This is a genomic window from Massilia haematophila (assembly GCF_042647645.1).
Lineage (GTDB): Bacteria > Pseudomonadota > Gammaproteobacteria > Burkholderiales > Burkholderiaceae_D > Telluria > Telluria haematophila.
Map to the genome: position 1 here is coordinate 2,940,366 of NZ_JBHRVV010000001.1, position 24,485 is coordinate 2,964,850.

At 65.3% G+C, this 24,485-nt stretch carries 24 protein-coding genes; 19 read left to right on the top strand and 5 right to left on the bottom strand.

The genetic code is table 11. The features are described from left to right. The first annotated feature begins 150 nt into the window (after positions 1 to 150). From fliF to ACFOPH_RS13155, 15 genes are all read left to right on the top strand, one after another. On the top strand, positions 151 to 1,839 hold the full coding sequence (fliF, locus tag ACFOPH_RS13085) for a flagellar basal-body MS-ring/collar protein FliF (RefSeq protein WP_312553079.1): 1,689 nt from the start codon (positions 151 to 153) through the stop codon (positions 1,837 to 1,839). Then, positions 1,836 to 2,840 carry a flagellar motor switch protein FliG gene (gene fliG, locus ACFOPH_RS13090; protein ID WP_379735693.1) on the top strand — a complete coding sequence of 335 codons (1,005 nt, stop codon included), beginning with the start codon at positions 1,836 to 1,838 and terminating at the stop codon, positions 2,838 to 2,840. Before fliF ends, fliG begins: the two co-directional genes overlap by 4 nt. An 11-nt stretch (positions 2,841 to 2,851) precedes the next feature. Further along, a complete protein-coding gene (locus tag ACFOPH_RS13095) occupies positions 2,852 to 3,604 on the top strand; it encodes a flagellar assembly protein FliH (protein ID WP_312553074.1) in 753 nt (250 codons plus the stop codon). Then, on the top strand, positions 3,604 to 5,007 hold the full coding sequence (gene fliI / locus ACFOPH_RS13100) for a flagellar protein export ATPase FliI (protein ID WP_379735695.1): 1,404 nt from the start codon (positions 3,604 to 3,606) through the stop codon (positions 5,005 to 5,007). The genes ACFOPH_RS13095 and fliI overlap by 1 nt, the downstream gene beginning before the upstream one ends. A gap of 33 nt (positions 5,008 to 5,040) precedes the next feature. Next, positions 5,041 to 5,481, top strand: coding sequence for a flagellar export protein FliJ (gene fliJ / locus ACFOPH_RS13105; protein ID WP_312553070.1), 441 nt, complete (start codon positions 5,041 to 5,043; stop codon positions 5,479 to 5,481). Positions 5,482 to 5,488: 7 nt separating this feature from the next. Continuing rightward, positions 5,489 to 6,778 (top strand): flagellar hook-length control protein FliK, encoded by a 1,290-nt coding sequence (locus tag ACFOPH_RS13110; protein WP_379735697.1) that lies wholly within the window; start codon positions 5,489 to 5,491, stop codon positions 6,776 to 6,778. Between the two features lie 240 nt (positions 6,779 to 7,018). Next, positions 7,019 to 7,552, top strand: coding sequence for a flagellar basal body-associated protein FliL (fliL, locus tag ACFOPH_RS13115; RefSeq protein WP_312554093.1), 534 nt, complete (start codon positions 7,019 to 7,021; stop codon positions 7,550 to 7,552). A gap of 9 nt (positions 7,553 to 7,561) precedes the next feature. Beyond that, positions 7,562 to 8,542, top strand: coding sequence for a flagellar motor switch protein FliM (fliM, locus tag ACFOPH_RS13120; protein ID WP_312554091.1), 981 nt, complete (start codon positions 7,562 to 7,564; stop codon positions 8,540 to 8,542). Positions 8,543 to 8,557: 15 nt separating this feature from the next. Next, positions 8,558 to 8,977, top strand: coding sequence for a flagellar motor switch protein FliN (fliN, locus tag ACFOPH_RS13125; protein ID WP_312554089.1), 420 nt, complete (start codon positions 8,558 to 8,560; stop codon positions 8,975 to 8,977). 113 nt (positions 8,978 to 9,090) lie between these two features. Beyond that, positions 9,091 to 9,912 (top strand): flagellar biosynthetic protein FliO, encoded by an 822-nt coding sequence (gene fliO / locus ACFOPH_RS13130; RefSeq protein WP_379735700.1) that lies wholly within the window; start codon positions 9,091 to 9,093, stop codon positions 9,910 to 9,912. Beyond that, complete coding sequence (fliP, locus tag ACFOPH_RS13135) at positions 9,902 to 10,651, top strand: flagellar type III secretion system pore protein FliP (RefSeq protein WP_312550713.1); 750 nt, start codon at positions 9,902 to 9,904, stop codon at positions 10,649 to 10,651. The genes fliO and fliP overlap by 11 nt, the downstream gene beginning before the upstream one ends. 9 nt (positions 10,652 to 10,660) lie before the next feature. Then, positions 10,661 to 10,930 (top strand): flagellar biosynthesis protein FliQ, encoded by a 270-nt coding sequence (fliQ, locus tag ACFOPH_RS13140; RefSeq protein ID WP_312550715.1) that lies wholly within the window; start codon positions 10,661 to 10,663, stop codon positions 10,928 to 10,930. Positions 10,931 to 10,940: 10 nt separating this feature from the next. After that, complete coding sequence (gene fliR, locus ACFOPH_RS13145) at positions 10,941 to 11,780, top strand: flagellar biosynthetic protein FliR (RefSeq protein WP_312550717.1); 840 nt, start codon at positions 10,941 to 10,943, stop codon at positions 11,778 to 11,780. 202 nt (positions 11,781 to 11,982) lie between these two features. Further along, positions 11,983 to 14,367, top strand: coding sequence for a sensor domain-containing protein (locus ACFOPH_RS13150; protein WP_379735703.1), 2,385 nt, complete (start codon positions 11,983 to 11,985; stop codon positions 14,365 to 14,367). A gap of 224 nt (positions 14,368 to 14,591) precedes the next feature. Beyond that, complete coding sequence (locus ACFOPH_RS13155) at positions 14,592 to 15,245, top strand: PEP-CTERM sorting domain-containing protein (protein WP_312550720.1); 654 nt, start codon at positions 14,592 to 14,594, stop codon at positions 15,243 to 15,245. A 94-nt stretch (positions 15,246 to 15,339) separates the two neighbouring features. Here the strand turns inward: ACFOPH_RS13155 and ACFOPH_RS13160 are convergent, their stop codons facing one another. Then, the gene (locus tag ACFOPH_RS13160) at positions 15,340 to 16,569 is read right to left on the bottom strand and encodes an MFS transporter (RefSeq protein WP_312550721.1); all 1,230 of its coding nucleotides are present in this window, start codon (positions 16,567 to 16,569) and stop codon (positions 15,340 to 15,342) included. Positions 16,570 to 16,710: 141 nt separating this feature from the next. Between ACFOPH_RS13160 and ACFOPH_RS13165 the strand changes: the two genes are divergently transcribed. After that, complete coding sequence (locus tag ACFOPH_RS13165; RefSeq protein ID WP_379735706.1) at positions 16,711 to 17,484, top strand: AraC family transcriptional regulator; 774 nt, start codon at positions 16,711 to 16,713, stop codon at positions 17,482 to 17,484. 16 nt (positions 17,485 to 17,500) lie between these two features. Here ACFOPH_RS13165 and ACFOPH_RS13170 read toward each other — a convergent pair whose 3' ends face one another. Then, positions 17,501 to 17,764, bottom strand: coding sequence for a hypothetical protein (locus ACFOPH_RS13170; RefSeq protein WP_312550724.1), 264 nt, complete (start codon positions 17,762 to 17,764; stop codon positions 17,501 to 17,503). A 396-nt stretch (positions 17,765 to 18,160) separates the two neighbouring features. Here ACFOPH_RS13170 and ACFOPH_RS13175 point away from each other — a divergent pair, with 396 nt between their 5' ends. The 3 genes from ACFOPH_RS13175 (at position 18,161) to ACFOPH_RS13185 (ending at position 20,151) form a co-directional block, all read left to right on the top strand. Next, the gene (locus ACFOPH_RS13175) at positions 18,161 to 18,886 is read left to right on the top strand and encodes a hypothetical protein (RefSeq protein ID WP_312550725.1); all 726 of its coding nucleotides are present in this window, start codon (positions 18,161 to 18,163) and stop codon (positions 18,884 to 18,886) included. 538 nt (positions 18,887 to 19,424) lie between these two features. Next, on the top strand, positions 19,425 to 19,766 hold the full coding sequence (locus ACFOPH_RS13180) for a hypothetical protein (protein WP_379735708.1): 342 nt from the start codon (positions 19,425 to 19,427) through the stop codon (positions 19,764 to 19,766). Positions 19,767 to 19,965: 199 nt separating this feature from the next. After that, entirely contained in the window at positions 19,966 to 20,151 is a 186-nt protein-coding gene (locus ACFOPH_RS13185; protein ID WP_312550729.1) for a hypothetical protein, read from the top strand. A gap of 114 nt (positions 20,152 to 20,265) precedes the next feature. Here ACFOPH_RS13185 and flgL read toward each other — a convergent pair whose 3' ends face one another. The 3 genes from flgL to flgJ form a co-directional block, all read right to left on the bottom strand. Further along, the gene (gene flgL / locus ACFOPH_RS13190; RefSeq protein ID WP_312550730.1) at positions 20,266 to 21,489 is read right to left on the bottom strand and encodes a flagellar hook-associated protein FlgL; all 1,224 of its coding nucleotides are present in this window, start codon (positions 21,487 to 21,489) and stop codon (positions 20,266 to 20,268) included. Positions 21,490 to 21,514: 25 nt separating this feature from the next. Next, a complete protein-coding gene (gene flgK, locus ACFOPH_RS13195) occupies positions 21,515 to 23,470 on the bottom strand; it encodes a flagellar hook-associated protein FlgK (RefSeq protein WP_312550731.1) in 1,956 nt (651 codons plus the stop codon). Between the two features lie 76 nt (positions 23,471 to 23,546). After that, entirely contained in the window at positions 23,547 to 24,485 is a 939-nt protein-coding gene (gene flgJ / locus ACFOPH_RS13200; protein WP_312550732.1) for a flagellar assembly peptidoglycan hydrolase FlgJ, read from the bottom strand.

The following is a 24,485-nucleotide window of genomic DNA, read 5'->3' on the forward strand; positions in this document are numbered from 1 at the left end:
CCGGGCGATGTCAGGCTGTCAGATTACCAGCGCGACAGCAATAATTTGCGGTGAGCAAGAGGGGAAACCACCCCCTATTCCGGGGTTTGAATGTTGCCCTACGGCTTCATAATCCTGCCTGATCCCTTTTTTCCACCCTGGACAACCACCATGGCCGCGACCGCCGACGAACTGCTCGACACCCCAGCACAGCCGCAACCCTTCCTGAAGACCGACATGGGCAAGAAAGTGCTCATCGGCGGCGGCGTGGCGGCGGCACTGGCCCTGATCGTGGCGGTCTGGCTGTGGAACCAGTCGCCCGACTACCGCGTCCTGTACGCCAACTACAGCGACAAGGATGGCGGCGCGATCACCGCGGCGCTCGACCAGATGGGGGTCAAGTACAAATTTTCCGAAGGCGGCAGCGCGATCCTGGTGCCGGCCGAGCAAGTGCCGGACCTGCGCCTGAAACTGGCCTCGCAGGGCCTGCCGAAAGGCGGCAACCTCGGCTTCGAGCTGATGGAAAACCAGAAGCTGGGCGTGTCGCAGTTCCTGGAGCAAGTCAATTACCAGCGCTCGCTGGAGGGCGAGCTGGCGCGTTCGATCCAGTCGCTCGGCTCGGTCGCCGCGGCGCGCGTGCACCTGGCGCTGCCGAAGCCCTCGGTATTCGTGCGCGACCAGCAAAAGCCGACCGCCTCGGTCCTGCTGAACCTGCAGTCCGGCCGCGCCCTCGATCCGGGCCAGGTCAGCGCCATCGTGCACCTGGTCGCCTCCAGCATTCCCGAGCTGACCGTCGGCAACGTCACCGTGGTCGACCAGAACGGCAATTTGCTGTCCGAGCAGCCGAAGCAGAATGGCCTCAACAAGCAGCTCGACGCCACCCAGCTCAAGTACGTCGAGACGGTGCAGCAGAACATCATCAAGCAGGTCGAGTCGCTGATCACCCCGATCGTCGGCAAGGACAACGTGCGCGCCGAGGCGACCGCCGAGATCGATTTTGCCCAGGTCGACACCGCCGCCGAAATGTACAAGCCGAATTCGCCGCCGGAGCCGCAGGCGATCCGCAGCCAGCAGACCTCGGAGCAGACCGGCCCGACGACCGGCAACGCCAACGGCATCCCGGGCGCGCTGTCGAACCAGCCGCCGGGCGTGGCCACGGCTCCCCTGGATGGTACCGCTGCAGGCCCGGCTGGCGCCGCGCCGGCAGCTGGCCCGACCCGCAAGGACGCGACCACGAATTACGAAGTCGACAAGACCATTCGCTACGAGCAGCGCCCGATGGGCGGCATCAAGCGCCTGACGGTCGGCGTGGTGGTGAACTACCGCCGCTCGGTCGACCCGAATACCGGCAAGGTGACGGTCAAGCCGTTGTCGGCCGCCGAGGTCAGCCAGATCAACGACCTGGTCAAGCAGGCGATGGGCTACTCGGAAGCGCGCGGCGACACCATGAGCGTGGCGAATGCCCCCTTCGACGGCGTCGACCGGCCGGACGAAGCCGGCCCCGACTGGTACAAGGACCCGGCCAACCTGCCGCTGGCATGGGAAGTCGGCAAGTACCTGCTGATCGCCGCCATCATCGCCTTCCTCTACTTCCGCATCCTGCGCCCGCTGCTGCGCCCGGTGATGCACAAGTTCGACGAGGCGGTCGCGATGCCGGAAGAGGAAAAGAAGGAAGAAGAGGAAGAAGATCCCGACGCCGTGGTCAAGCTGGGCGAAGACGGCCAGCCGATCGGCGAGGAAGAGGAAGAAGCGCCACGGGAGCGCAGCTACCGCGCCAACCTGGCGCTGGCGAAGGAAATGGCGCGCGACGATCCGCGCATCGTGGCAAACGTGATCAAGGCATGGGTGGGTGCGGAATGAGCGACAAGGACAAGGAAGGTATCACCAAGGCGGCAATCCTGATGCTGGCCCTGGGCGAGGAAGAAGCGGCCGAGGTGATGAAGTTCCTCGGCCCGCGCGAGGTGCTGAAGCTGGGCGCCGCCATGGCCGCGATGAAGTCGGTGCAGCACGAGCAGGTGGTCAACGTGCTGGAAGCCTTCCGCGACGAGGCCGACGCCCACTCGACGGTCGGCCTCGATTCGGACGAGTACATCCGCGAGGTGCTGACCAAGGCGCTGGGCGACGACAAGGCCGCGGTGCTGCTGAACCGCATCCTGGGCGGCAAGGACGCCTCGGGCATCGAGAGCCTGAAGTGGATGGACGCGCAGTCGGTGTCGGAACTGATCCGCAACGAGCACCCGCAGATCATCGCCACCATCCTGGTGCACCTCGAGCGCGACCAGGCCTGCGAGATCCTCAGCCACTTCACCGAGCGCCTGCGCAACGACGTCGTGCTGCGCATCGCCACCCTGGACGGCGTGCAGCCGGCCGCACTGCGCGAGCTGAACGACGTGCTGACCAAGCTGCTGTCGGGTAACGAGCACATCAAGAAGTCCTCGCTCGGCGGCGTGCGCACCGCGGCCGAGATCCTGAACTTCATGGCCGGCGAGCAGGAAAGCGCGGTCATGGAAAACATCAAGAACTACGACAACGACATGGCGCAGAAGATCATGGACGAGATGTTCGTGTTCGACAACATCATCGACATCGACGACCGCGGCATCCAGCTGCTGCTGCGCGAAGTGCAGTCGGAAATGCTGATCGTCGCCCTGAAGGGCGCCTCGCAGGACCTGCGCGAGAAGATCTTCCGCAACATGAGCCAGCGCGCCAGCGAAATGATGCGCGAAGACCTGGAATCGAAGGGTCCGGTGCGCCTGTCGGAAGTGGAAGCCCAGCAGAAGCAGATCCTGCAGATCGTGCGCCGCCTGGCCGACGAGGGCCAGGTCGTCCTCGGCGGCAAGGGCGAAGACTCCTTCGTTTAAGTTAAGATTCGATGATGAACAAGGACTTGCAGGGCGCTTTCAAGCGCTGGGAAATGACTTCCTTCGGCGACGAGCGGCCGAGCACCCTCGCCGCCCGCATCAAGGAAAAAGAGGAGGAGGAAAACCGCGCCCAAGCTGCCGCAGCTGGCGCTGCCGCAGCTCGGGCGCAGCAGTTCGCCGCCGAGCAGGCCGCCGCGGCCATGCCGGCGGTGCAGCTGCCGACGGCCGCCGAACTGGAAGCGATCCGCGAGCAGGCGCGCGCCGAAGGCTATGCCGAGGGCCTGGAAGAAGGCCGCGCCGCCGGCCATGCCGAAGCCTTCGAGGCCGGCCGCGTCGAAGCCGCCACCGAGCTGCAAAGCCTGCGCGCGGTCGCGGCCTCCTTCAGCGACGCGCTGGCCCAGGCCGACGAGACCATCGCCGCCGACGTGCTCGACCTGGCCCTGCACCTGGCCCGCTCGATGGTGCGCACCGCCTTCGAGGTGCGTCCGGAACTGGTCATCGGCATCGTGCGCGAAGCGATCGAATACCTGCCGGTGCTGCAGCAGCCGGCCGTGCTGGCGCTCCATCCCGACGACATCGACATCGTGCGCGCCGGCCTGGCCGACGAACTCGACAAGGGCGGTTGGCGCGTCGTCGCCGATCCGCAAATCGCGCGCGGCGGCTGCAAGGTCGATACCGCCAGCAACCAGATCGATGCCGGGGCCGCGGCCCGCTGGAGCCGCCTGACGCATGCGCTGGGCAAGAACGTGGAGTGGCTCGCCTGATGAGCACCGCAACCTTGGACCGTCACACGTCGCGCTGGAAATCCTACCTGGCCGACTGCGATGCGCTGGTCGGCTTCGTGGAGCCGATGCAGGTCTCGGGACGCGTCACGCGCGTGGCCGGCCTGGTCATGGAATGCGTCGGCCTGCGCCTGGCGGTGGGCAGCGCCTGCACCATCCCGCTGCCGAACGGCGCGAAGATCGAGGCCGAAGTGGTCGGCTTCGAGGGCGAGCGCCTGTTCCTGATGCCGCAGAGCGACGTCGAGGGCGTGGTGCCGGGTTCGCGCGTGTTCCCGGTCGAGACCCCGGTGCCGCGTCCGGGCACGGTGAACCATCCGCGCCGCCGTCCGAGCGACCGCGCGCGCCACCTGCCGGTCGGCATGGGCCTGCTCGGCCGCGTGGTCGACGGCGCCGGCCGTCCGCTCGACGGCAAGGGCCCGCTCGCCACCAGCGACGTCGCCCCGATCAACGCCCGTCCGGTGAATCCGCTCGACCGCGCGCCGATCAAGGACACCCTGGACGTCGGCGTACGCGCGATCAACGCCATGCTGACCGTGGGCCGCGGCCAGCGCCTGGGCCTGTTCGCCGGCACCGGCGTCGGCAAATCCGTGCTGCTGGGGATGATCGCGCGCTACACCACGGCCGACGTGATCGTCGTCGGCCTGATCGGCGAACGGGGCCGCGAGGTGAAGGAATTCATCGAGCAGATCCTGGGCGAGGATGGCCTGGCCCGCTCGGCCGTGGTCGCCGCGCCCGCCGACAGCCCGCCGCTGATGCGCCTGCAGGGCGCGGCCTATGCCACCGCGATTGCCGAGCACTTCCGCGACCAGGGCAAGAACGTCCTCCTGATCATGGATTCGCTGACCCGCTACGCCATGGCGCAGCGCGAGATCGCCCTGGCCATTGGCGAACCGCCGGCGACCAAGGGTTATCCGCCCTCGGTGTTCGCCAAGCTGCCGGTACTGGTCGAACGCGCCGGCAACGGCCTGGAGGGCGGCGGTTCGATCACCGCCTTCTACACCGTGCTGTCCGAGGGCGACGACCAACAAGACCCGATTGCCGACGCCGCGCGCGGTATCCTCGACGGCCACATCGTGCTGAATCGCCACCTGGCCGAGGCCGGCCACTACCCCGCGATCGACATCGAACAGTCGATCAGCCGGGCCATGCACGGCATTACCTCGCACCAGCACCAGCAGTCGGCGCGCAAGCTGAAACAGCTGTATTCGCGCTACCAGCGCTCGCGCGACCTGATCAGCGTCGGCGCCTATGCGCCCGGCAGCGACCCGGTGCTCGACCAGGCGATCGCGCTGAACGAGAAGATCGAGGAATTCCTGTGCCAGGAAATCCACGAGAACACCAACATGGGCCAGAGTTTGGGGCAATTAGGCGCTCTGTTCGGCTGATTGATTCCATATTTGCCTCGGTATACTTGAATCATGGCAAATACCTCCGCCCTTGAAACCCTGATCGAGCTGGCCCAGCGCGATTCCGACGCCGCCGCCAAGCGCCTCGGCGCCGCGCTGAAGGCGGTCGAGGAAGCGGAAGCGAAACTGCAGATGCTGCTGGGCTACCGCGACGACTACGCGAACAAGCTCGACCAGGCGCAGATGGCGGGCATCACGCCCTTCGCCTACCGTAATTTCGTCGCCTTTATCGACAAGCTCGACAACGCGACCAACGGCCAGCGCGAAGTGCTCAAGCATGCGAAGTACAAGAGCGAGCAGGAAAAGAAGGCCTGGCAGGAAAGCGAGCGCAAGCGCTTGTCCTACCGCACGCTGAACGAGCGGGCGGCGGCCGAGGCGCTGAAGGTCGAGAACAAGCGCGACCAGAAAATGATGGACGACCACGCCGCGCGCACCGTCCGCCACCAACGTTGAACCTATCATGACGATGCAAACCACTTCCCTTCCGTTCCAGGTGAGCGGCGCCAACGGCGCGAACGGCCTCAATTCCACGCATGGCCAGGCGCGCGACATGCGCGGCAGCGCGGTGCTGGCCGAGGGCGCCGACTTCGGCGCCGCGCTGACGCGCCAGCTGGCCCAGCGCCAGCTCGAGCAGCGCCAGGCGCTGGCCGCGCCGCCGCGCGCGCCGCAGTCGCAGCCGGCCGCCCAGCCGCCGGCCGCGGCGAAACCGCAGGCGCCGGCGCAACCCGCCGCCAACGAAGCGAAGGCGCCGGCACGCGAAGCGGCAAAGGAGCCGGCGAAGGACGGCACCCAGGCCGACGAAGCCGGGAAAGCGGACGCCGCCCACGGCGCAGGCGAGACCAGGACCGCCGCCGAGGGCAAGGATGGCGAGGACGCCGACGCCAAGGGCGCCGATGCGGCGACCGACATGCTGGCCATGCTGGCCAGCCTCGGCCAGCCAGCCCAGGCGGCAGCGCCGGCCGTGGCGGAAGAATCCGCCGCCGGCGGCCTGCAGGCGGCGCTCAAGGGCAAGCCCGGCGTCGACGACGGCAAGGGCGCCGTCAAGCCCGACGCCGATGCGCTCGGCGCAGTGACCGACCAGCCGCAGGACAAGGCCGCACCCGGCGTCGACCTGCGCGCGCTCGACCTGGCCCGGGCCGGCGAGCAGGCCGGCAAGGCACAGGCCGATGCCGGCCAGTTCTCGGCCAAGCTGCAGGACAGCATGGCGCACGCCGCCGCGCTGAAGGACACGGCGCCCGCGGCCGTGACCCAACTGGCGACCCAGGCCAATGCCCTGCAGACGGCGCAGGCCGCCGGCGCCCTGCCGACCGACCGCCTCAGCGCCCGCGTCGGCACGCCAGCCTGGGACAACCAGGTCGGCCAGAAGGTGATCTGGATGGTCGGCGGCGAGGACCAGAGCGCCACGCTGGAACTGAACCCGCCGGATCTCGGCCCGGTGCAGGTGGTGCTGAACGTCTCGAACGACATGGCCAGCGTGACCTTCTCGGCCCAGCAGCTCGAAGTGCGCCAGGCCCTGGAAAACTCCCTGCCGCGCCTGCGCGAGATGATGAACGAGAGCGGCATCGCCCTCGGTAACGCGACCGTGAACGCGGGCAACGACGGTTCCCAGCAGCAGAACCAGCAGGGCTCGGGCCGTCCGGGCAGCGGCGGCGGCAATGGCGCCGGCGGCGACAGCGCCGTGGCGGAAGCCGCGCCACGCCAGCGCACCAGCATCCTCGGTGGCGCGGGGGCGGTCGATACCTTTGCGTAATCCATAAGATGTTGACCTTGTAGGGTGGGTTCTCGAACCCACCGGTACGGCGGATGCCCACCCGTTGCGTTTCCGGCAACCGCCAACACGGATCACCCGGCGAAACCGCGTGGGTTCGAGAACCCACCCTACGCACAAACTTCGATCTGACCGGCCTTCTCCCCTCTTTTCAAAGCTTGCCGTCGCGCACTTTTTCTCGATAATGTCATCATTACGCAATCCATCTGGCACCGAGGTATCTTGAAAGCGAATCCGAAAACGAAGTCCGCCCCCGCGGCAGACGCAGCGGCGCCGGCAGGCGGCTCGAAGAAGAAGCTCATGATCATCGCGATCGCGGGCGTGCTGCTGCTCGGCGGCGGCGCCGGTGCGGGCTGGTACTTCCTGCACGGCAGCGGCGACGCCGAGGCCCATGAGGAAGCGCCGAAGAAAAAGAAGAAAGAGAAGAAGGCCGCCGTCAAGTCCGAGTACGTGCCGATCGAGCAGTTCGTGGTCAACCTGCAGCCGGGCGACGAAGGCGACCAGTACCTGCAGATCCAGTTCACCCTGCAGGTCGACGGTCCCGAGCAGGCGCTCCTGGTCAAGGACAACATGGCCAAGGTGCGCAGCCGCGTGCTGATGCTGTTGTCGGGCAAGAAGGCCTCCGAGATCAACACCATCGCCGGCAAGCAGCAGCTGGCCGCCGAGATCAAGGCCGTCGTCCAGGCGCCGTTCGACGAGCATGGCGACGAGCAGGAAGTGTCCGACGTGCTGTTCACCTCGTTCATCATCCAGTAAAGACGCATCATGGCCGATAATTTCCTCTCACAGGAAGAAGTCGATGCCCTCCTCAAGGGGGTCAACGGCGATCAGGACGACGTTTCCGCGCCTGAAGACACCTCGGGAGTCCGCACCTACAACCTGGCGACCCAGGAGCGGATCGTGCGCGGCCGCATGCCGACGCTCGAGATCATCAACGAGCGCTTCGCGCGTTTGTTGCGCATCGGCCTGTTCAACTTCCTGCGCCGCAGCGCCGAGGTCTCGGTGGGCTCGGTGCGGGTCTCGAAGTACAGCGAATTCATCCGCAACCTGGTGGTTCCGACCAACCTGAACCTGATCCACATGAAGCCCCTGCGCGGCACCGCGCTGATGGTCTTCGATCCGGGCCTGGTGTTCCTGCTGGTCGACAACCTGTTCGGTGGCGACGGCCGCTTCCACACGCGCGTCGAAGGGCGCGACTTTACCCAGACCGAGCAGCGCATCATCCTGCGCATCCTCGACATCGTGTTCGAGGCGTATACCAAGTCGTGGGAGCCGGTGTACCCGATCGAGTTCGAATACATCCGTTCGGAGATGAACACCCAGTTCGCGAACATCGCGACGCCCAACGAAGTCGTGGTATCGTCCACTTTCACGATCGAGCTCGGCCCGGTCTCGGGCCAGATCCACTTCTGCATGCCCTATTCGATGATCGAGCCGATCCGCGATGCGCTGACCTCGAGCATCCAGGGCGAGGCGCTGGAAGTCGACAAGCGCTGGATCCGCCTGATGACCCAGCAGATCCAGGTCGCCGAAGTCGAGCTGGTGGCCGAACTCGGCCACGGCAAGGCGAACTTCGACGAGATCCTCAACATGAAAATCGGCGACGTGATCCCGATCAGCGTCCCCGAGACCATCCAGGCCACCGTCGACGGCGTGCCGGTGATGGAATGCTCCTACGGCGTCTCGAACGGCCAGTACGCGCTGAAGGTCGAAAAACTACTGGCCAATAGCGACAGCTTCAAGTAATTCAGGAGAAACACCATGTCTGACACCCAGGACGACCAGAGCCTCGACGACGATTGGGGCGCCGCGATTGCCGAACAGGCCGCCGCCGAAGCCGCCGCGCTGCAGAAGCAGCAGCAGGCCAGCGCCGCCGTGTTCCAGGACTTCGGCACCAAGAATCCGCGTCCGGATACGCCGAACGACATCGACTTCATTCTCGACATCCCGGTCCAGCTGACGGTGGAACTGGGCCGCACGAAGATTGCCATCAAGAACCTGCTGCAGCTGGCCCAGGGCTCGGTCGTCGAGCTCGACGGCCTGGCCGGCGAACCGATGGACGTGCTGGTCAACGGCTGCCTGATCGCCCAGGGCGAGGTCGTGGTCGTGAACGACAAGTTCGGTATCCGACTCACTGATATCATCACACCTTCGGAACGGATCAGAAAATTGAATAAATGATGCCCCTGCTCGCCCCCGCCCGCCTGACTGCACATGAAATTGGGAGTGTCGTTGAGGCAGCCAGCCCAGGCTGGCTGCCTTTTCTCTCCTTACGCAGGCGCGGGGCGAGCGCCTTGCTGTCGCTGGCCTGCCTGATGCCGCTGGCGGCCTGCGCGGCCCAGCCGGCCCAGCCCGGCTCGACCGAATCGCCAGCTGTCGCCCAGCCCGCACCGACGACCGCGCCGGCGCAGCCGCCGGCTGCGGCGGCACCCGCGGCGCGCCAGCAACAGGACACCGCGACGCCGGCCACCCAGCCGCCAACCGCCGCGTCGGCCCCGGCCCCGGCCCGTACTGCGCCTGCCAACGCTCCCCGCTCCACCGCGCCGGCACCGGCGCCGGGCGACGCCCCCTCCTCCATCGCGCCGCAGGAACGCGTCACCACGGTCGGCGAAGTGCCGACCACGGCGCAAGGTTCAGCCGACCGAGCGCCTGCGAACGCGCCGCCGGCCCAGGTCGTGCCCGGCGCCCCGGCCGCGATTCCCGGCACCCCGGCCAATCCGGTGACGATTCCCCAGCCGGCGCCCGGCCCCTCGACCGGCAGCCTGCTGCAGACCATCTTCGCCCTGGTGCTGGTGCTGGCCCTGCTGGCCGCCCTGGCCTGGCTGGCCAAGCGCTATGGCCCGAAGATCGCGGGCGGCGGCGGCGGCAACCTGCGCATGGTCGGCTCGCTCAACATCGGCGGGCGCGAACGCATCATGGTGGTGGAAGTCGGCGACCAGTGGATCGTGGTCGGCGCCTCGCCCGGCCGCATCAACGCGCTGGCGACGATGCCGAAACAGGCGGCCGCAGCGGCGGGCGGCGTACAATCCGGCGCCACGCTGGCCGGCCAGCCCCCGTCGGCGACGAGTTTTTCCGACTGGCTCAAACAGACGATCGACAAACGTAATGCGAAATAAGAAACTCCTGCTGGCCGCCGGCCTCACGGCGCTGGCAGCGCTGCCGCTGATAGCACTGGCCCAGCCGGGCATCCCCGCCTTCACCACCAGCGCCGCGCCGGGCGGCGGCACCCAGTATTCGCTGCCGGTGCAGACGCTGCTCCTGATGACGGCGTTCACCTTCCTGCCGGCCGCCCTGCTGATGATGACCAGCTTCACCCGCATCATCATCGTGCTGTCGCTGCTGCGCCAGGCGATCGGCACGCAAACCGCGCCGCCGAACCAGGTGATGGTGGGCCTGGCCCTGTTCCTGACCCTGTTCGTGATGGGCCCGACCTTCGACAAGATCTACACTGAGGCCTACCTGCCGCTGCAGGAGAACCGCATCCAGATGACGGAAGCGATGAACCGCGGCGCGGCGCCCCTGAAGGACTTCATGCTGAAGCAGACGCGCCAGTCGGACCTGGCGATGTTCGCCAAGATCTCGCGCACGCCGGCCCTGCAGGGTCCGGAAGACGTGCCGCTGCGCGTCTTGATCCCGGCCTTCGTCACCAGCGAACTGAAGACCGCGTTCCAGATCGGCTTCGCGATCTTCATCCCATTCCTGATCATCGACATGGTGGTGGCCTCGGTGCTGATGTCGATGGGCATGATGATGATGTCGCCGGCGGTGATCTCGCTGCCCTTCAAGATGATGCTGTTCGTGCTGGTCGATGGCTGGCAACTGCTGCTGGGCTCGCTGTCCCAGAGCTTCAACTAGGGAGCCACGATGACGCCAGAATCGGTCATGACGATGGGCCGCACGGCCATGGAAATCACGCTGCTGGTGTCGGCGCCGCTGCTGCTGGTGGCGCTGATCGTCGGCCTGGTGGTCAGCATCTTCCAGGCCGCGACCCAGATCAACGAACAGACCCTCTCCTTTATCCCGAAGCTGGTTGCGGTCTTCATCGCCCTGATCGTGGCCGGGCCCTGGATGCTGTCGGTGATGCTCGACTACATGCGCCAGGTGTTCACCGGCATTCCGAACATGGTCGGCTAGTGGCAGGTCGATGCTGACCCTTGCCGCGGCGGACATCAACGCCTGGATCGCCGGCCTGCTGTGGCCGCTCACGCGCATCCTCGGCCTGATCGCGGCCTCGCCCGTGCTCGGCCACGCCAGCGTGCCGACCTCGGTCAAGGTCGTGCTCGGCGTGCTGCTGGCCGCCATCATCGCGCCCACCGTGCCGGCGATTCCCGCCACCGACCCGACTTCCTGGGCCGGCCTCCTGATCCTGGTGCAGGAACTGCTGGTCGGGCTGGCGATGGGGTTCTCGATGCGGATCGTGTTCGCGGCGGTCGAATATGCCGGCGAACTGGCCAGCTCGACCATGGGCCTGGCGTTCGCCTCCTTCTTCGATCCCGCCACCCAGGGCCGTTCGGCGGCGATCAGCCAGTTCATGTCGATGGTCGCGACCATGGCCTTCCTGGCCGTGAACGCCCACCTGGTGCTGCTGGCGGCGCTGTCGGAAAGTTTCGTCAGCCTGCCGATCTCGGCCACGCCGCTGTCGCTCACCGCGCCGCTGGAAGTGGTGCGCTGGGGTGCGCGCATCTTTTCGGCCGGCCTGCAATTGTCGATGCCGATCCTTGCCGCGCTACTGATCGTCAACGTCGCGCTCGGCATCCTGACGCGCGCCGCACCCCAGCTGAACATCTTCGGCATCGGCTTCCCGATCACGCTCGGGGTCGGGCTGCTGACGATCAGCGTGGCCCTGCCCTACCTCGGCACGCCGATCGTCAACCTGTTCAACGAAGGCATCGAGGCTGGACGGCGCATTCCGCGCAGCGCAGCCGAGCGCGTGCCGCCGCCCGCAGCGCCGCCCGCCAGCCTGCCGGCCGCTCCCGCCGGCTAAGGGCCGCTCGATATTATTGCCTGGCAATCAATAATAACCAGGCGATTCATGAACCGGGGTCACGAATACCCGGTAGCCAGCCCCATCTGCCTGCCGCGCACGTGCGAAATCACCGCTCGCACCCGACCGTTTGCTGCGCTATCATGGACCGATCGAAACGCGCCCGGCCGGACGAGGGCGCACAACGGTCCAGGAGGGCGCGTTGAACCTGTCACCTTTGCCGCTTGCGGTCTTCGTGGTCGATGCCGAGGGCACGATCACGAGCTGGAACAAGGCTTGCGAAAAGCTGGCCGGCTACACGGCAGCCGACATCCGCCACCAGACGCTGGCCCGGATCGTCGCGTTCGATGACCCGGACGGCGCCGCCTTGCCGGTCGCGGCGCGCACCGATATCGAGTCCAGCGGCAGCCTGATCTGCGCCGACGGCAAGCGCCTGCCGGTACGGATCACGGTCGCGCCTCAGTCCTACGATCTGGACCTGCCCGGCAGCTTCAGCGTCATCATGATTCCCCGGAACGGCCACGGACCCTCGCGCTATTCGCTGATCCAGGACCTGCCGGTGGCCGACATCATCGAGGGCCTGCCCTGCGTGTTCTACGTGATCGACCAGAGCGGCCACCTGCTGCTGTGGAACCACCAGCTGGAAGAAGCGCTCGAAATGTCGAGCGAGGAACTGCCCACCACGAACGTCAAATACTTCTTCGACGAGAAGGAAAGGCCGGCGATCGTGGAGAAAATCCTCACCGCATTCGACAGGGGCGGCTCCGCGCACGAGGCCGAGCTGGTCGGCAAGCACGGCAAGCGTACCGCCTTCCTGTTCCACTGCGTCGCCACCAGCCTGGGCAGCCTGCCCTGCGTGTTCGGCACCGGGCTCGACATCACGGCGCGCAAGCAGAGCGAACAGGGAATGCGGGTACGCGAGCGGGCCATTTATTCCAGCGTCAACGCGATCGTCATCACCTGCTATACGGACGGCAGGAACCAGATCGAGTACGTGAATCCCGCCTTCGAGCAGATGACCGGCTACACCTTGGCCGAGATCAAGGGCCGCGACCCGCGCTTCATGCGCGTCGAAGGCTGCGACGTACACGAACACCAGCGCATCCACGACGCGCTGGAACGCCAGACCAGCGTGCGCTCGGTGCTGCGCAACCAGCGCAAGAACGGCGAGATCTTCTGGAACGACCTGCGCATCGATCCGGTGATCAATGTCGACGGCGAGGTGACGCATTTCGTGGCCGTCATGAACGACATCACCGAGGCCCGCCATTACGAGCGCCGCCTGCACCACCTGGCCCACCACGACCCGCTCACGGGGCTGGCTAACCGCACCCTGCTGCAGGACGAACTGAAGCGCGCGATCGAATTCGCGGTGGGCAACGAACTGCTGGGCGCGCTGGCCTTTCTCGACCTCGACAATTTCAAGTACATCAACGACAACTTCGGCCACGAAGCCGGCGACGTGGTGCTGCGCGAGATCGCCAGCCGCCTGCGCGCCAGCGTGCGCGAGGACGACACGGTCGCGCGCGTCGGCGGCGACGAATTCGTGCTGGTCATCCGCGACCAGCCGAGCACACAGCACGTGGCCGACCTGGTCGAGCGCATCCGCCGCAGCGTCGGCGCGCCGATCACCGTGGCCGGCAAGGAAATCCTGCCCGGCACCAGCATCGGCGTCAGCCTGTTTCCCCTGGACGGCGACAACGTCGACCGCGTGATGCGCGCCGCCGACGCCGCCATGTACCACGCCAAGAGCCTGGGCAAGAACAACTGCCAGTTCTATTCCACCGAACTGAACCAGGTCGTGCACCGGCACCTGCTGCTCGAGGCCAGCCTGAGCCGGGCGATCCGCAACGACGAACTGACCCTCGACTACCAGCCGAAAGTCGACCTGCGCACGGGCAAGGTGATCGGCGCCGAGGCCCTGGTGCGCTGGCGCCACCCGGAACACGGCCTGGTCTCGCCCGAGGAATTCATTCCCGTGGCCGAGGAAACCGGCCTCATCGTGCCGCTGGGCGAATGGGTGCTGGCGCAAGCCTGCGGCACCCTCAAGACCTTGCGCGCGCTGGGCATCGGCGACTTCGTCATCTCGATCAACCTGTCGGCGCGGCAGTTGCGCCAGCGCCAGTTCGCGCGCCACCTGGCCGAGGTGCTGGAAGGCCATGGCGTCGATCCGCGCATGCTGGAACTGGAAGTGACGGAAAGCCAGCTGATGGACCGCCCGCTGGAAGCGACCCAGGCGCTGGCCGAACTGAAGGCGCTGGGCGTGCGCCTGTCGATCGACGACTTCGGCACCGGCTACTCGAGCCTGAGCCAGCTGCAGAAATTCCCGGTCGACGTCATCAAGATCGACCGTTCCTTCCTCGACGGCGGCCCGGACGACAGCCATGCCGTGATCACCCGCGCCATCATCGCCCTCGGCCACAGCCTGAAGCTGGAGGTGATCGCCGAAGGCGTGGAAACGCAGGAACAACTCGCCTTCCTGCGCCAGCACGACTGCGACCAGATGCAGGGTTATTACTTCAGCCCGGCCCTGCCCCAGGACAAGCTGCAGGCCATGGTCTGCAGCGACGCACGCCTGCCTGGCTAGGCGCCCTCGTGCTTGCCATGACGCCGGTGGTGCGCCGGCGCCGCTTCGCGTCCCCCTCCGCTCGGCGCGGCAGTTGCCTGACTGTCGGAATTTCTTACAACTGTCGTTCGACGCCATGCGTTTCAACGACTAAGTTGTTGTTTTCTTACGATATTTTTCCTGCTGGCATTAATATTGCTAGTTGGTTACTCGTATTGCAAATAAACCTACTCCCTGGAGAGACAATGAACACCATCCTGAAACATGCCCTCCCTGCCTTGATGCTGGCCGCCTGTACCTTCTCCGCCAATGCCGGCGTGATCACCCTGGGCAGCATCGACAAGAACTACGGCAGCGCACCGGGCCGCGGCGACAAGGCCAGCACCGGAGGCAAATCCTGCGACACCCTGAACAGCGCGTCGATCACGGTGCGCGATACGCAGACCGGCTGCACGCGCTTCAGCGACACCTTCGATTTCAGCCACCTGGACTACAAGCGCATCGACAGCCTGTCGCTGTCGCTGAGCTTCAGCCAGACCAACGACTACAACTACTTCCTGGGCTTCATTCCGGTCGCTGAAGACTGGCGCGTCATCATCGCCGACACGCCTTCGCACCGCACATCCAACCTGATGGACATGAACAACAAAAACGGCCAGACCACCCAGTTGTTCCATATCGACGCCAAGACCCACGCCGACGTCTTCACGAAGATTGCGCAGGATGGCAAGTTCTACCTGTGGTTCGGCGACGAGGCCTGGGGATCGAACAACTTCAAGCTGAGCGCGGCCAGCCTGACGATCAATGGTACGCCGGTATCGGAACCGTCGAGCATCGCCCTGTTCGGCGTCGCCATGCTGGGCGCCGCCTACGCAAGGCGCCGCCGCGCGGTGAAGTAAGCGGGCGCCTTCTTCGCAGGAAGCGAACAGGGCCGCGCCGGTTTTCCGGCAGCGGCCCTGTGTCTTTTCGCGCGACGCGCGCAGGCCTGTCGCGCTACTTGCGCGTCTCCGGCAGCAGCGCCGTCGCCAGTCCCAGCAGCGGCAGGAAGGACGTCAGGCCGTAGACCCAGACGATGCCGTTGTGATCCGCGAGCTGCCCCAGGCCGGCGGCGCCGATGCCGCCGATGCCGAACATCAAGCCGAACATCAGGCCCGACACCAGGCCCACGCGGCCGGGTACCGCTTCCTGGGCATAGACCACCAGCGCCGAGAAGGCCGAGGACATCACCAGGCCGACGATGCCGGCCAGGACCGCGGTCCAGAACAGGTTGGCGTACGGCAGCGCCAGCGCGAACGGCGCCACGCCCAGGAAGGAAATCCAGATCACGGCCTTGCGCCCGATGCGGTCGCCCACCGGGCCACCCGCGAAGGTGCCGATCGCCACCGACGCCAGGAACATGAACAGGAACAGCTGGCTCTGCTCGACGCTCAGGGCGAAGCGCTGGATCAGGTAGAAGGTGAAGTAGTTCGTGAACGAGGCGATGTAGACGAATTTGGCAAACATCAGCACGCAGATGACCGCCACCGCGCGGATCACCTCGGCGCGGCCCAGCCCGGCCTTCTGGTTGCGCGCCAGGCCTTTCAGCTGGGCGTGCCCGTGCGTCAGCGTCCAGCCGGTCAGGCGGAAAAGAACGGCGACGGCGACCAGCGCCGCGACCATGAACCAGGCGATCGCCGGCTGGCCGTGCGGGATCACGATGGCGGCCGCCAGCAGCGGGCCGATCGCCGAGCCGGAATTACCGCCGACCTGGAAGGCCGACTGCGCGGTGCCGAAGCGCCCGCCCGAGGCCATGCGCGCGACGCGCGAGGCTTCCGGGTGGAAGGTGGCGGAGCCGACGCCGATCACGGCCGACGCCAGCAGCAGCATCTCGAAGCTCCCGGCAAAGGCCAGCAGGGCGATGCCGAGCAGGGTCACCATCATCCCCGCCGGCAGCAGGTAGGGTTTCGGGTGCTTGTCGGTGTACAGGCCGACCCAGGGCTGCAGCAGCGAGGCCGTGACCTGGTAGGTCAGCCCGATCAGCCCGATCTCGCCGAAGCTGAGCGCAAACTGGCCTTTCAGCATCGGGTAGATCGCGGGCAGCATGGCCTGGATCATGTCGTTCAGGAAGTGCGCGAAGGCAGCCGTTCCGACGATGCCGGCAAAGAAGGTGGTGCCGGGTTGTCCGGCTGCCGGCGTCACGGTAGCGGCGGCGGCCGGGCTGTCGATGGAAGTCCTGGTGGTCATGGGGCGACGGTGTTGCGTACCTATTGCGTACGTATTGCGGGAAAGACGAAAGCTGCGGGCAGGCAGCGCCAGCCCGCCAGTGTAGGCGCGCCGGTCAAGGCCGTCTCGCGCTCATCTGCCAAAAGGTGTAGAGTTCCTGCCATGGCGACACCCTTGAAAAACCGGCACCAGGACTTCCACGACCTTCCGCGGCCACTGGTCGCCATGGAAAACACCCTGCCTGCCGGGACGGTGACCGGCTGGCATTCCCACCCGCGCGGCCAGCTGCTGTACGCGATCAAGGGCGTCATGATCGTGCATTCGGACGCCGGCTCCTGGGTCGTGCCCCCGAGCCGCGCCTTGTGGATTGTGGCCGGCCTGCGCCACAACGTCATCATGTCCGGCGACGTCGAGATGCGCACCGCCTACATCGATGCGCAGGCGGCGCCCGGCCTGCCCCGGCAGACCTGCGTCATCAACGTCTCGCCGCTGCTGCGCGAACTGATGGTGGAAGCGGTGCGCATCCCGCTCGACCGCGACCTCGGCGCGCGCGAAGAACGCCTGGTCGGCCTGCTGCTCGACGAGCTGAGCGTCTCGAGCGCGATCCCCCTGCACTTGCCGATGCCGTTTGACACCCGGCTCAAGTCGCTCTGCCAGTCCCTGATCGACCAGCCCGGCAACCCGGCGCAGGTGCGCGACTGGGCCGCCGCGCTCGGCATGGGAGAGCGGACGCTGCACCGCCTGTTCTCGCAGGAGACCGGCATGACTTTCGCGCGCTGGCGCGAGCAGGCCCGGCTGCTGTCGGCGCTCGAGCAGCTGGCCCAGGGCAGGAAGGGCATCGACGTGGCCTTCGGCTGCGGGTATGCCAGCCAGAGCGCCTTCGCCGCGATGTTCCGGCGCCACTTCGGGGTGCCGCCGTCGAACTTCTACCGGTAGGTTGGCCTGTTCCTCTCTAATCGTCGAAACCGCGCCTGGCGCGGCGGCGCGCGAGGTACACGCCCAGCATGGCCAGGGGCGAATAGAACAGGCCGGCAGCCAGCATCAGTTCGACGGGCGCCTGTGCAGCCGACGTGTCGCTCATGGAGGCCATCACCAGGCGCACCACGAGGTAGACGGCGGCGCTGAAAGGCAGGCACAACAGGTAGGTGCCGCGCCCGGTCGGGACGAAGTGGCCCAGGGCGTGTCCGGTCAGGATCGCCGCCAGCAGATAGATCATCGCGTTTCCTTTTCAAGGGGTGAAGGAAGGGCGTTGCAGACCAACGCCGCACGTCGCTCGTCGAGCCAGCCCATGGTAGGGAGCGCGGCGGCGCGCTCCACGCGCTGCGTCAAGGTGCGCGGGAAGCGTGGGGCGGCGTTACGCGAATGCCACGGCGGCGCCGGAACGCGTACGCGGGCCGCATCGAAGCAGCGAGTGCGGCGTGTCGGCGAGCGCGACTGGAGTCAGACGGGATTACCTTCGCCAGAGCTGATGGCGCGCCTTGGCGCGGAGCGACGACTTTCGGCAAACTCATCTTGAAGTAAAGCAACATACACCGTACACTTTCTTTCGCAAGGGATTGCGACCGGCCAGAAGCGGCCGTTCGGACTCTGAATATCAAAAATGAGGTATCCAATGCTGAAATTACCTGATCTCGACGAACAAATCGATCTATGCGCTCTAACTGGAAGACTAGATAGGACTTATCGCTATAAGGGAACTATCTGCCCGAAGGTCGCGCTGGACGGCCATATAGCAATTCAGCACTCGGGATATACCCTCATCGATTTGGATTTAGAAGATGCTCAGGAGTATCTTAAAGAAGCGTTCAGATTGAAGGGTGAACGAACGTCTATACCTCCGCCAAACGCAAAACTCCACGATGAATTTGTGCTGCCGACTGAAGGCCCTGTACCAAGAGTCATCAAGGCGCTATGGATCAGCGCAGTCATAATTTACGCAAAGTGTTTTGCGGAAGCCAAAGGGCGCAGGGTAAAACTAGAGAAAAGCGTGATTCCGGCACATATGCGCGCTTGTCATGACAAGATAATAAAATATCGCAATACTATTGTTGCGCACGCAGGTGAAGGAAACTTGGAAAGCGCGCTTCCAGAACTCGTGATTGGCCCTAGACCGGAGCCCTTCTATTGGATTAAGAGCAATGTCAAAAGAGTTGAGTTCGTAGATGATCGCAACGAAAGAGTTACTTTTCAAGATCTCGTTAAAGCAGTCCACAAGCACGTGATTGAGAAGCGAGAACAGCACGTGCGCAGGCTACTTGAGAACGTTAAGAAAACCCCTCTAGATACTTGGTATGCTCGCGCAATACTAAGCCCGGTAGACAAGATTGAAAGCGCCTAACAAAAACCCCGTAGTTGCTCAGCAAGCAACAGCCGGGTAGACTGGGCCGCGCCGACCGATTGAATACGCAGCCAAAAGCGGACGTTCTCGACCGTCGAAGTAGTCACCAGTGGAGTTAGGTATGCACTTTACCTTTTTGCTCTTTTTAGGCTTCATTCTTTGCGCTGTCATTAGCCCATTGGTAGCGGTAGGAGTCATGTGGGCACTGTGCACGGAACGATGGCGCTACGCCGGAAGGCGGGTCGGCAAGATGGGGGTGATCTTTGCAGCGATTTCTATCGCCACGTATTTCAGTCTCAACGCGCTGCTAGGAGATGCCGCTCCCGTTCGACCAATATCCATTGCAATCGCTGGCGGAGGCGGTTTCACAGTCGGGGCGGCGGGTATTTGGGCATGGATATGGATCAGGAGCCGCAAGGGTCTGGCGACAGCCGATTAAGGTCTGCTTCGGGTCGTAAGCGGACGCTACCGGACGTCCGCAACCGGCCAGAAGCAGCCCTTGCCAGTGCTGCATCACACCCAGTAAAACACACATCAAATGAAGATTACGGTAAAGAAGGTCGCGCTCTTTCTAGTTGCATGCGGGGTGGCTGGATGGGTAGGCAGCGTGTGGATGCAGAATGCTCCATATGCTGCAGAAGTGCTTACATTCGTAAAAGGCGATCAGCAGGTCATCAATCAGATAGGGCCGATTAGCTCTGCAAAACTCGTTGGTATTACGTCTGTACAGAGCAGCATAAGTCACGATGATAAATTCACTCCGGGCTATGACCTTTATCAAGTGAGCGTACGCGGAGAACGGTCTTCGGTACGAGTTACCGTTGAACGTAAAGCCTCGCAAAATGGGAGCAGCGATCTTCGTGTCGAATCGATTGAATGAGGCGTGCAACTGATGTGAGAGCGAAATGTCCTGGTGAGGCGACGTGTAGGACCGTAAAGGGTCGTTAGCGGACGCTCCAACAGGGCTGCAACCGGCTAAAGGCGGACGTTCCTGAAAAACCAATTTTACAAGCCTGACAACATGGTATGCTTGTTTCAAAGGCCCGTTTTCCCTGAACCGCACACCTGAGGAGAAAGCAATGAACGTACGCGCAATTGGTCTGACGATCACTGTCGTTGATATTGCCTATGTCGTCATCAGGTTGTGGAAGGCTTTCAATTCCCCGGATGGCGAGCGGTACTTGAAGCGCCGTATGCAGGGACCTTTCGTGCCGCTGACTCCAGAGGAGCAAGCGCGCGACAAGGCACGCAAGCTCGATAGCTGAGTGTCCGCTTCGGGTTGCGCATTCAACCGGTCGACGCGAAAGACAGCGGCGGCGCGATAACGCACCGGCCGCCACAGTGGGTTCGAGAACCCACCCGACGAAAGCGCGGCGCGCTTAGCCGATGTAGTTGAACAGCGACAGCCCCGACATGGTCTTGAACGATTTCTGCGCCGCTTCCAGCGTGGTCTGCTGGGTCGCGTACTGCGAGATCGCCTTCACGATGTCCAGGTCCTGCAGCCGCGACAGGGTGCCCGCGTACTGCAGGCCCAGGTCGGCGCCCGAGTCCTCCAGGTAGTCGAGTTCCTTCATGCGCGAGCCGATCGAGGCGCGCACGGTCAGCATGTTGTCGAGCGAGGACTTCAGGCCTTCGCTGGCGGTCGTGAGCTTGTTGTTCAGCGCGGCCAGGCTGGTGGTATCGTCGCCGGATGCGCGCAGGGCCGCGACCAGGTCGGTCATGGTGGTGAAGATCGATTCGCGCTGGCTCGGCTTGACCTCGAACTTGTCGCCGTCGGCCGGGGCGCCGCTGATCGTGAACGAGGTGCCGTCGAAGGCGATCTGCTTGCCGGCGACATAGGGCTCGTCGGCCAGCACCACGTTCTTCGGCGTGGTGCTCTCGTCGGTCACGCTGTAGGTGGTCACGGCCGGGCTGCCGCTGACCTTGAATTCCAGCGTGTAGTTGTGGCCGGTCAGCTTGCTGGCGTCGGTCACCGAGCCCGAGGTGGCGACCGCCCCGCCCTTGTTGCCGTCGACCATAATGGTCTGGGTAGTGCCGTTGCCGGTGCGGTTGTTCTCGAAGATGGCGTTGCCCGAGTCGCTGATCGCGATCGAGCGCGAAGGGCCGACCTGCAGCATGCGCTGGCCCTGGTCGCCCTGGTAGATGGCGCCGCTGTCGGTCTGGACGAAGGGAACGGTGCTGCCCTTGTAGCCCGAGAACAGGTAGCCGCCGTTGCCGTCGGCCCGGTTCGCCACGCCCAGCAGGTCCTGCATGCGGCCTTCGATCTCGGTCGCGATCATCAGGCGCTGCTCGCGCGACAGCGCGCCGCCGCCGGCCTGCACCACCAGGGTCTGCACGTCCATGACCAGGTCGGCGCCGTCGCTGAGCGCGCTTTCCACCAGCGCCAGCGAATCGTTCGCGTTCCCGCGGTTGGTCGCGTACTGGGTGTTGAGCGACTGCGACTGCGTCACTTCCAGCGCGCGCGCCGAGGCGATCGGGTCGTCGGCGGCGGTCAGCATGCGCCGGTTGGTCGACAGCTGGTTCTGGGTCTTCGCCATCTGCGACTGCAGCGTGTTGAGCTGGGTGGTGGCGTTCTCGTAGATGCTTCGGGTACTGATGCGCATGTTCTATTCTCCGCGGGCTGCCGTATCAGCGCCCGATCGACAGCAGGGTGTCGAAGATGCTGCTGGCGATCTGCATGACCTTGCCGGCCGCCTGGTAGGCCTGCTGGTACTTCAGCAGGTTGGTCGCTTCCTCGTCCAGGTTGACGCCCGAGACGTCGAGCGCGGCGCCCTGCACCTGCTTGAGCAGGGCTTCGTTGGCGCTGGCGTTGACCTGCACTTCGCGCGTCTTGTTGCCGACCGTGCTGACGGTCTGGGCAAAGGCCGACTGGTAGGTCGCCTTGCCGCCGTCGAAGATGTTGGTGGTCTGCAGCGCGGCCAGGGCCTGGATGTTGCGCGTGTCGGCGCTGGCGCCGGTGTTGGCGCTGATGGTGAAGCTGTCGCCGTCCTGGGGCACGCCGCTGGTGCTCACGTTCATGCCGCTGAAGCTGTAGCTGGCGTTGGCCTTGTAGGGCGCGCTGCCGCCGGTATAGGTGGTGGTCGTGCCGTTCAGGGTCATGGTCACGGTGGCGCCGCTCGGGAAGCCCGAGAGGTTGTCGGCGGCGCTGTCGTAGCGCAGCGTGACCGGCAGGCTGGGCGGCGTGCCGAAGAAGCTGCTGTCCACGGCGCCGGCGCTCAGCTTGGCGCTGCCCTTGTTCTCGTTCGGGACGGCGGTCGCGATCGGGGTGGCGGCGGCGATCTGGTTCACGTGGCTCAGAGCCACGTCCATGCCGGAAGCACCGTAAGCGGTCGGGCGCACCAGGTAGTTGTCGCCGGCGGCCGCGTTGCCGGTGATCGTGAAGGCGACGCCGTCCTTCTCGAAGGTGGTGCCGGCCGGGTCGTAGGGTTCGACCTTGGTCTTCTGGCGGTCGGACAGGCGCGTGATGTAGAAGTCGGTGCCGTCGGACTCAATCTTGTAGTCGCTGTCGGTCAGCTTGGTGGGATCCGTGACGGCCGCGCCGACCTTGGCGGTGCTGGTAATGGCGTTGTCTACCGCCGCGCCGACGTAGGCCGGGGCCTGCACGAAGAAATCCTTGCCCTGCTGGCCGGTGGCATCGATGCCGAGCTTGTGCTGGGCGTTGAAGGTCGAGGCCAGGCCGATCGCGAGGCGGCCGATCTGGTTCTGGACGCGGTCCAGGGTATTGGTGCGGAACTCGAGCAGGCCGCCCAGTTCGCCGCCGGCGAGCGCGCTTTCCGGCAGCGCCACCACTTTGTCGGCGGTGGCATAGCCGACCGTCAGGCGGGTCTGGTCGGTCGGCGACTTCATGGTCGCCAGCTGGAACGACTGCTGGCCCACGACCAGCGGCTGGCCGGTGCCGATCGAGACGTTCAGCGCATTGTTGCTGCCGGCCGTGACGGTCGCCTTGACGTGCTTGTTCAGCTCCATCACCAGCTGGTCGCGCTGGTCGAGCAGATCGTTCGGCTGGCGCCCTTCGATCGAGCCGTAGGAGCCGATCTTCCCGTTCAGCTCCGAGATCTGGCGCGCATAGGCGTTGATCAGGTTGACGTTGGTCTCGATCTCGGTGTTCACGCCGGAATCGATCTCTTCCAGGCGCGCGTCGATCTGCTGGAAGCTGCCGGACAGGGTCTCGGCCGCGGACAGCAGGGCCTGGCGCGATGGGCCGGAGGCGCCGTTGCCGGCCACTTCCTGCACCGCCGAGAAGAAGTTCTGGAGCGCCGGCGACAGGCCCGAGGTGGTGTCGGCCAGCAGGTTGTCGATCTGGCTGATCTGGTTGTAGTAGGCGTCGAGCGAGGATTTCGAGGCGGTCGCGGTGCGCACCTGGTTGTTCAGGAATTCGTCGCTGTAGCGCTTGATCTCGGCGATCTTGGTGCCGGTGCCGACAAATCCGTAGCCGAACTCCATCGACGTCGACGTGGCCTGCACCACGCCCTGGCGGCTGTAGCCGTCCACGTTGGCGTTGGTGATGTTGTGGCCGGTCGTCGCCAGCGCCGTCTGCGCCGCGTACAGGCCAGTCTTGCCGATGCTGAGGAGGTTTCCGGACATGTCGTTTCTCTATCTGTTGTTATGTTCTACGGCAGGCATTGCCAAAACTTGAATGCCGCCGCGGTCAGGACACTCGTTACGCCAGGGAGTTCTTGATAATTTTTGACAACTTAGCCCCGTATTGCGGGTCGGTCGCGTAGCCGGCGCGCTGCAGGCCGTGCGCGAAGGCCGAGGCGTCGCCTGCGCTGTCGAGCACTTTTTCGTAGCGCGGATTGTTCGCCAGCATGCGCGCGTAATCCTTGAACGAGTCGCCCGGGGTGTCGTAGGCACGGAACTTCTCGACCTTCTGGTGCGGCTTGCCGTTGATGTATTCGGTGGTCACGGCGGTCGCGACCTTGCCCTTCCAGCCCGGGCCGGCCTTGATGCCGAACAGGTTGTTGGCGTTCGTGCCGTCGGCATTGCGGATCATGCGCCGGCCCCAGCCGGTTTCGAGGGCCGCCTGGCCCAGCATGAACTTGGCCGGCACGCCGGTGACTTCTTCCGCCGCGGCCGCGTGGGCGCCGAGCTTTTCCTGGAAGGCGCGCACGTGGGCCGGCTGGACCCGGCCGGCGCCGTTGATGCCCTGGGTCTGCAGGCCGGCGTCCAGGCCTTCCTTCAGCGGTCCGAGCTTGCCCTTGACCGGGATGTCGAGCGCCTCGGCGACGCCGTTCCTGCCGACCACGGCGGACGCGGTGCCGGCATCGGCGCCGATCGCCAGCGCCTTGGCGTCGGTCTGCACCGACAGCTGGCGCACCAGCACGTCGGCCAGGCCCATGCCGCGCTTGGCCAGGTTCTGGCTGAGCTGCTGGTCGAGCATGGACGTGAACATCTTCGTCTGCTGGTTGTCCATCACGCCTTCCTGGGGCGTGGCCTCGCGCATGGTCTTCATCATCTGGTTGATGAACAGGGCCTCGAACTGGGTCGCGGCGCCGCGCATGGCATCGTTCGAGCCGGCCTTGGCCGACTGCTTCAGTTTGCCGAGGTCCTGGACGTCGAGCGCGAACTTGCTGCTCAGGTCGTGCTTGGAAGGGATCAT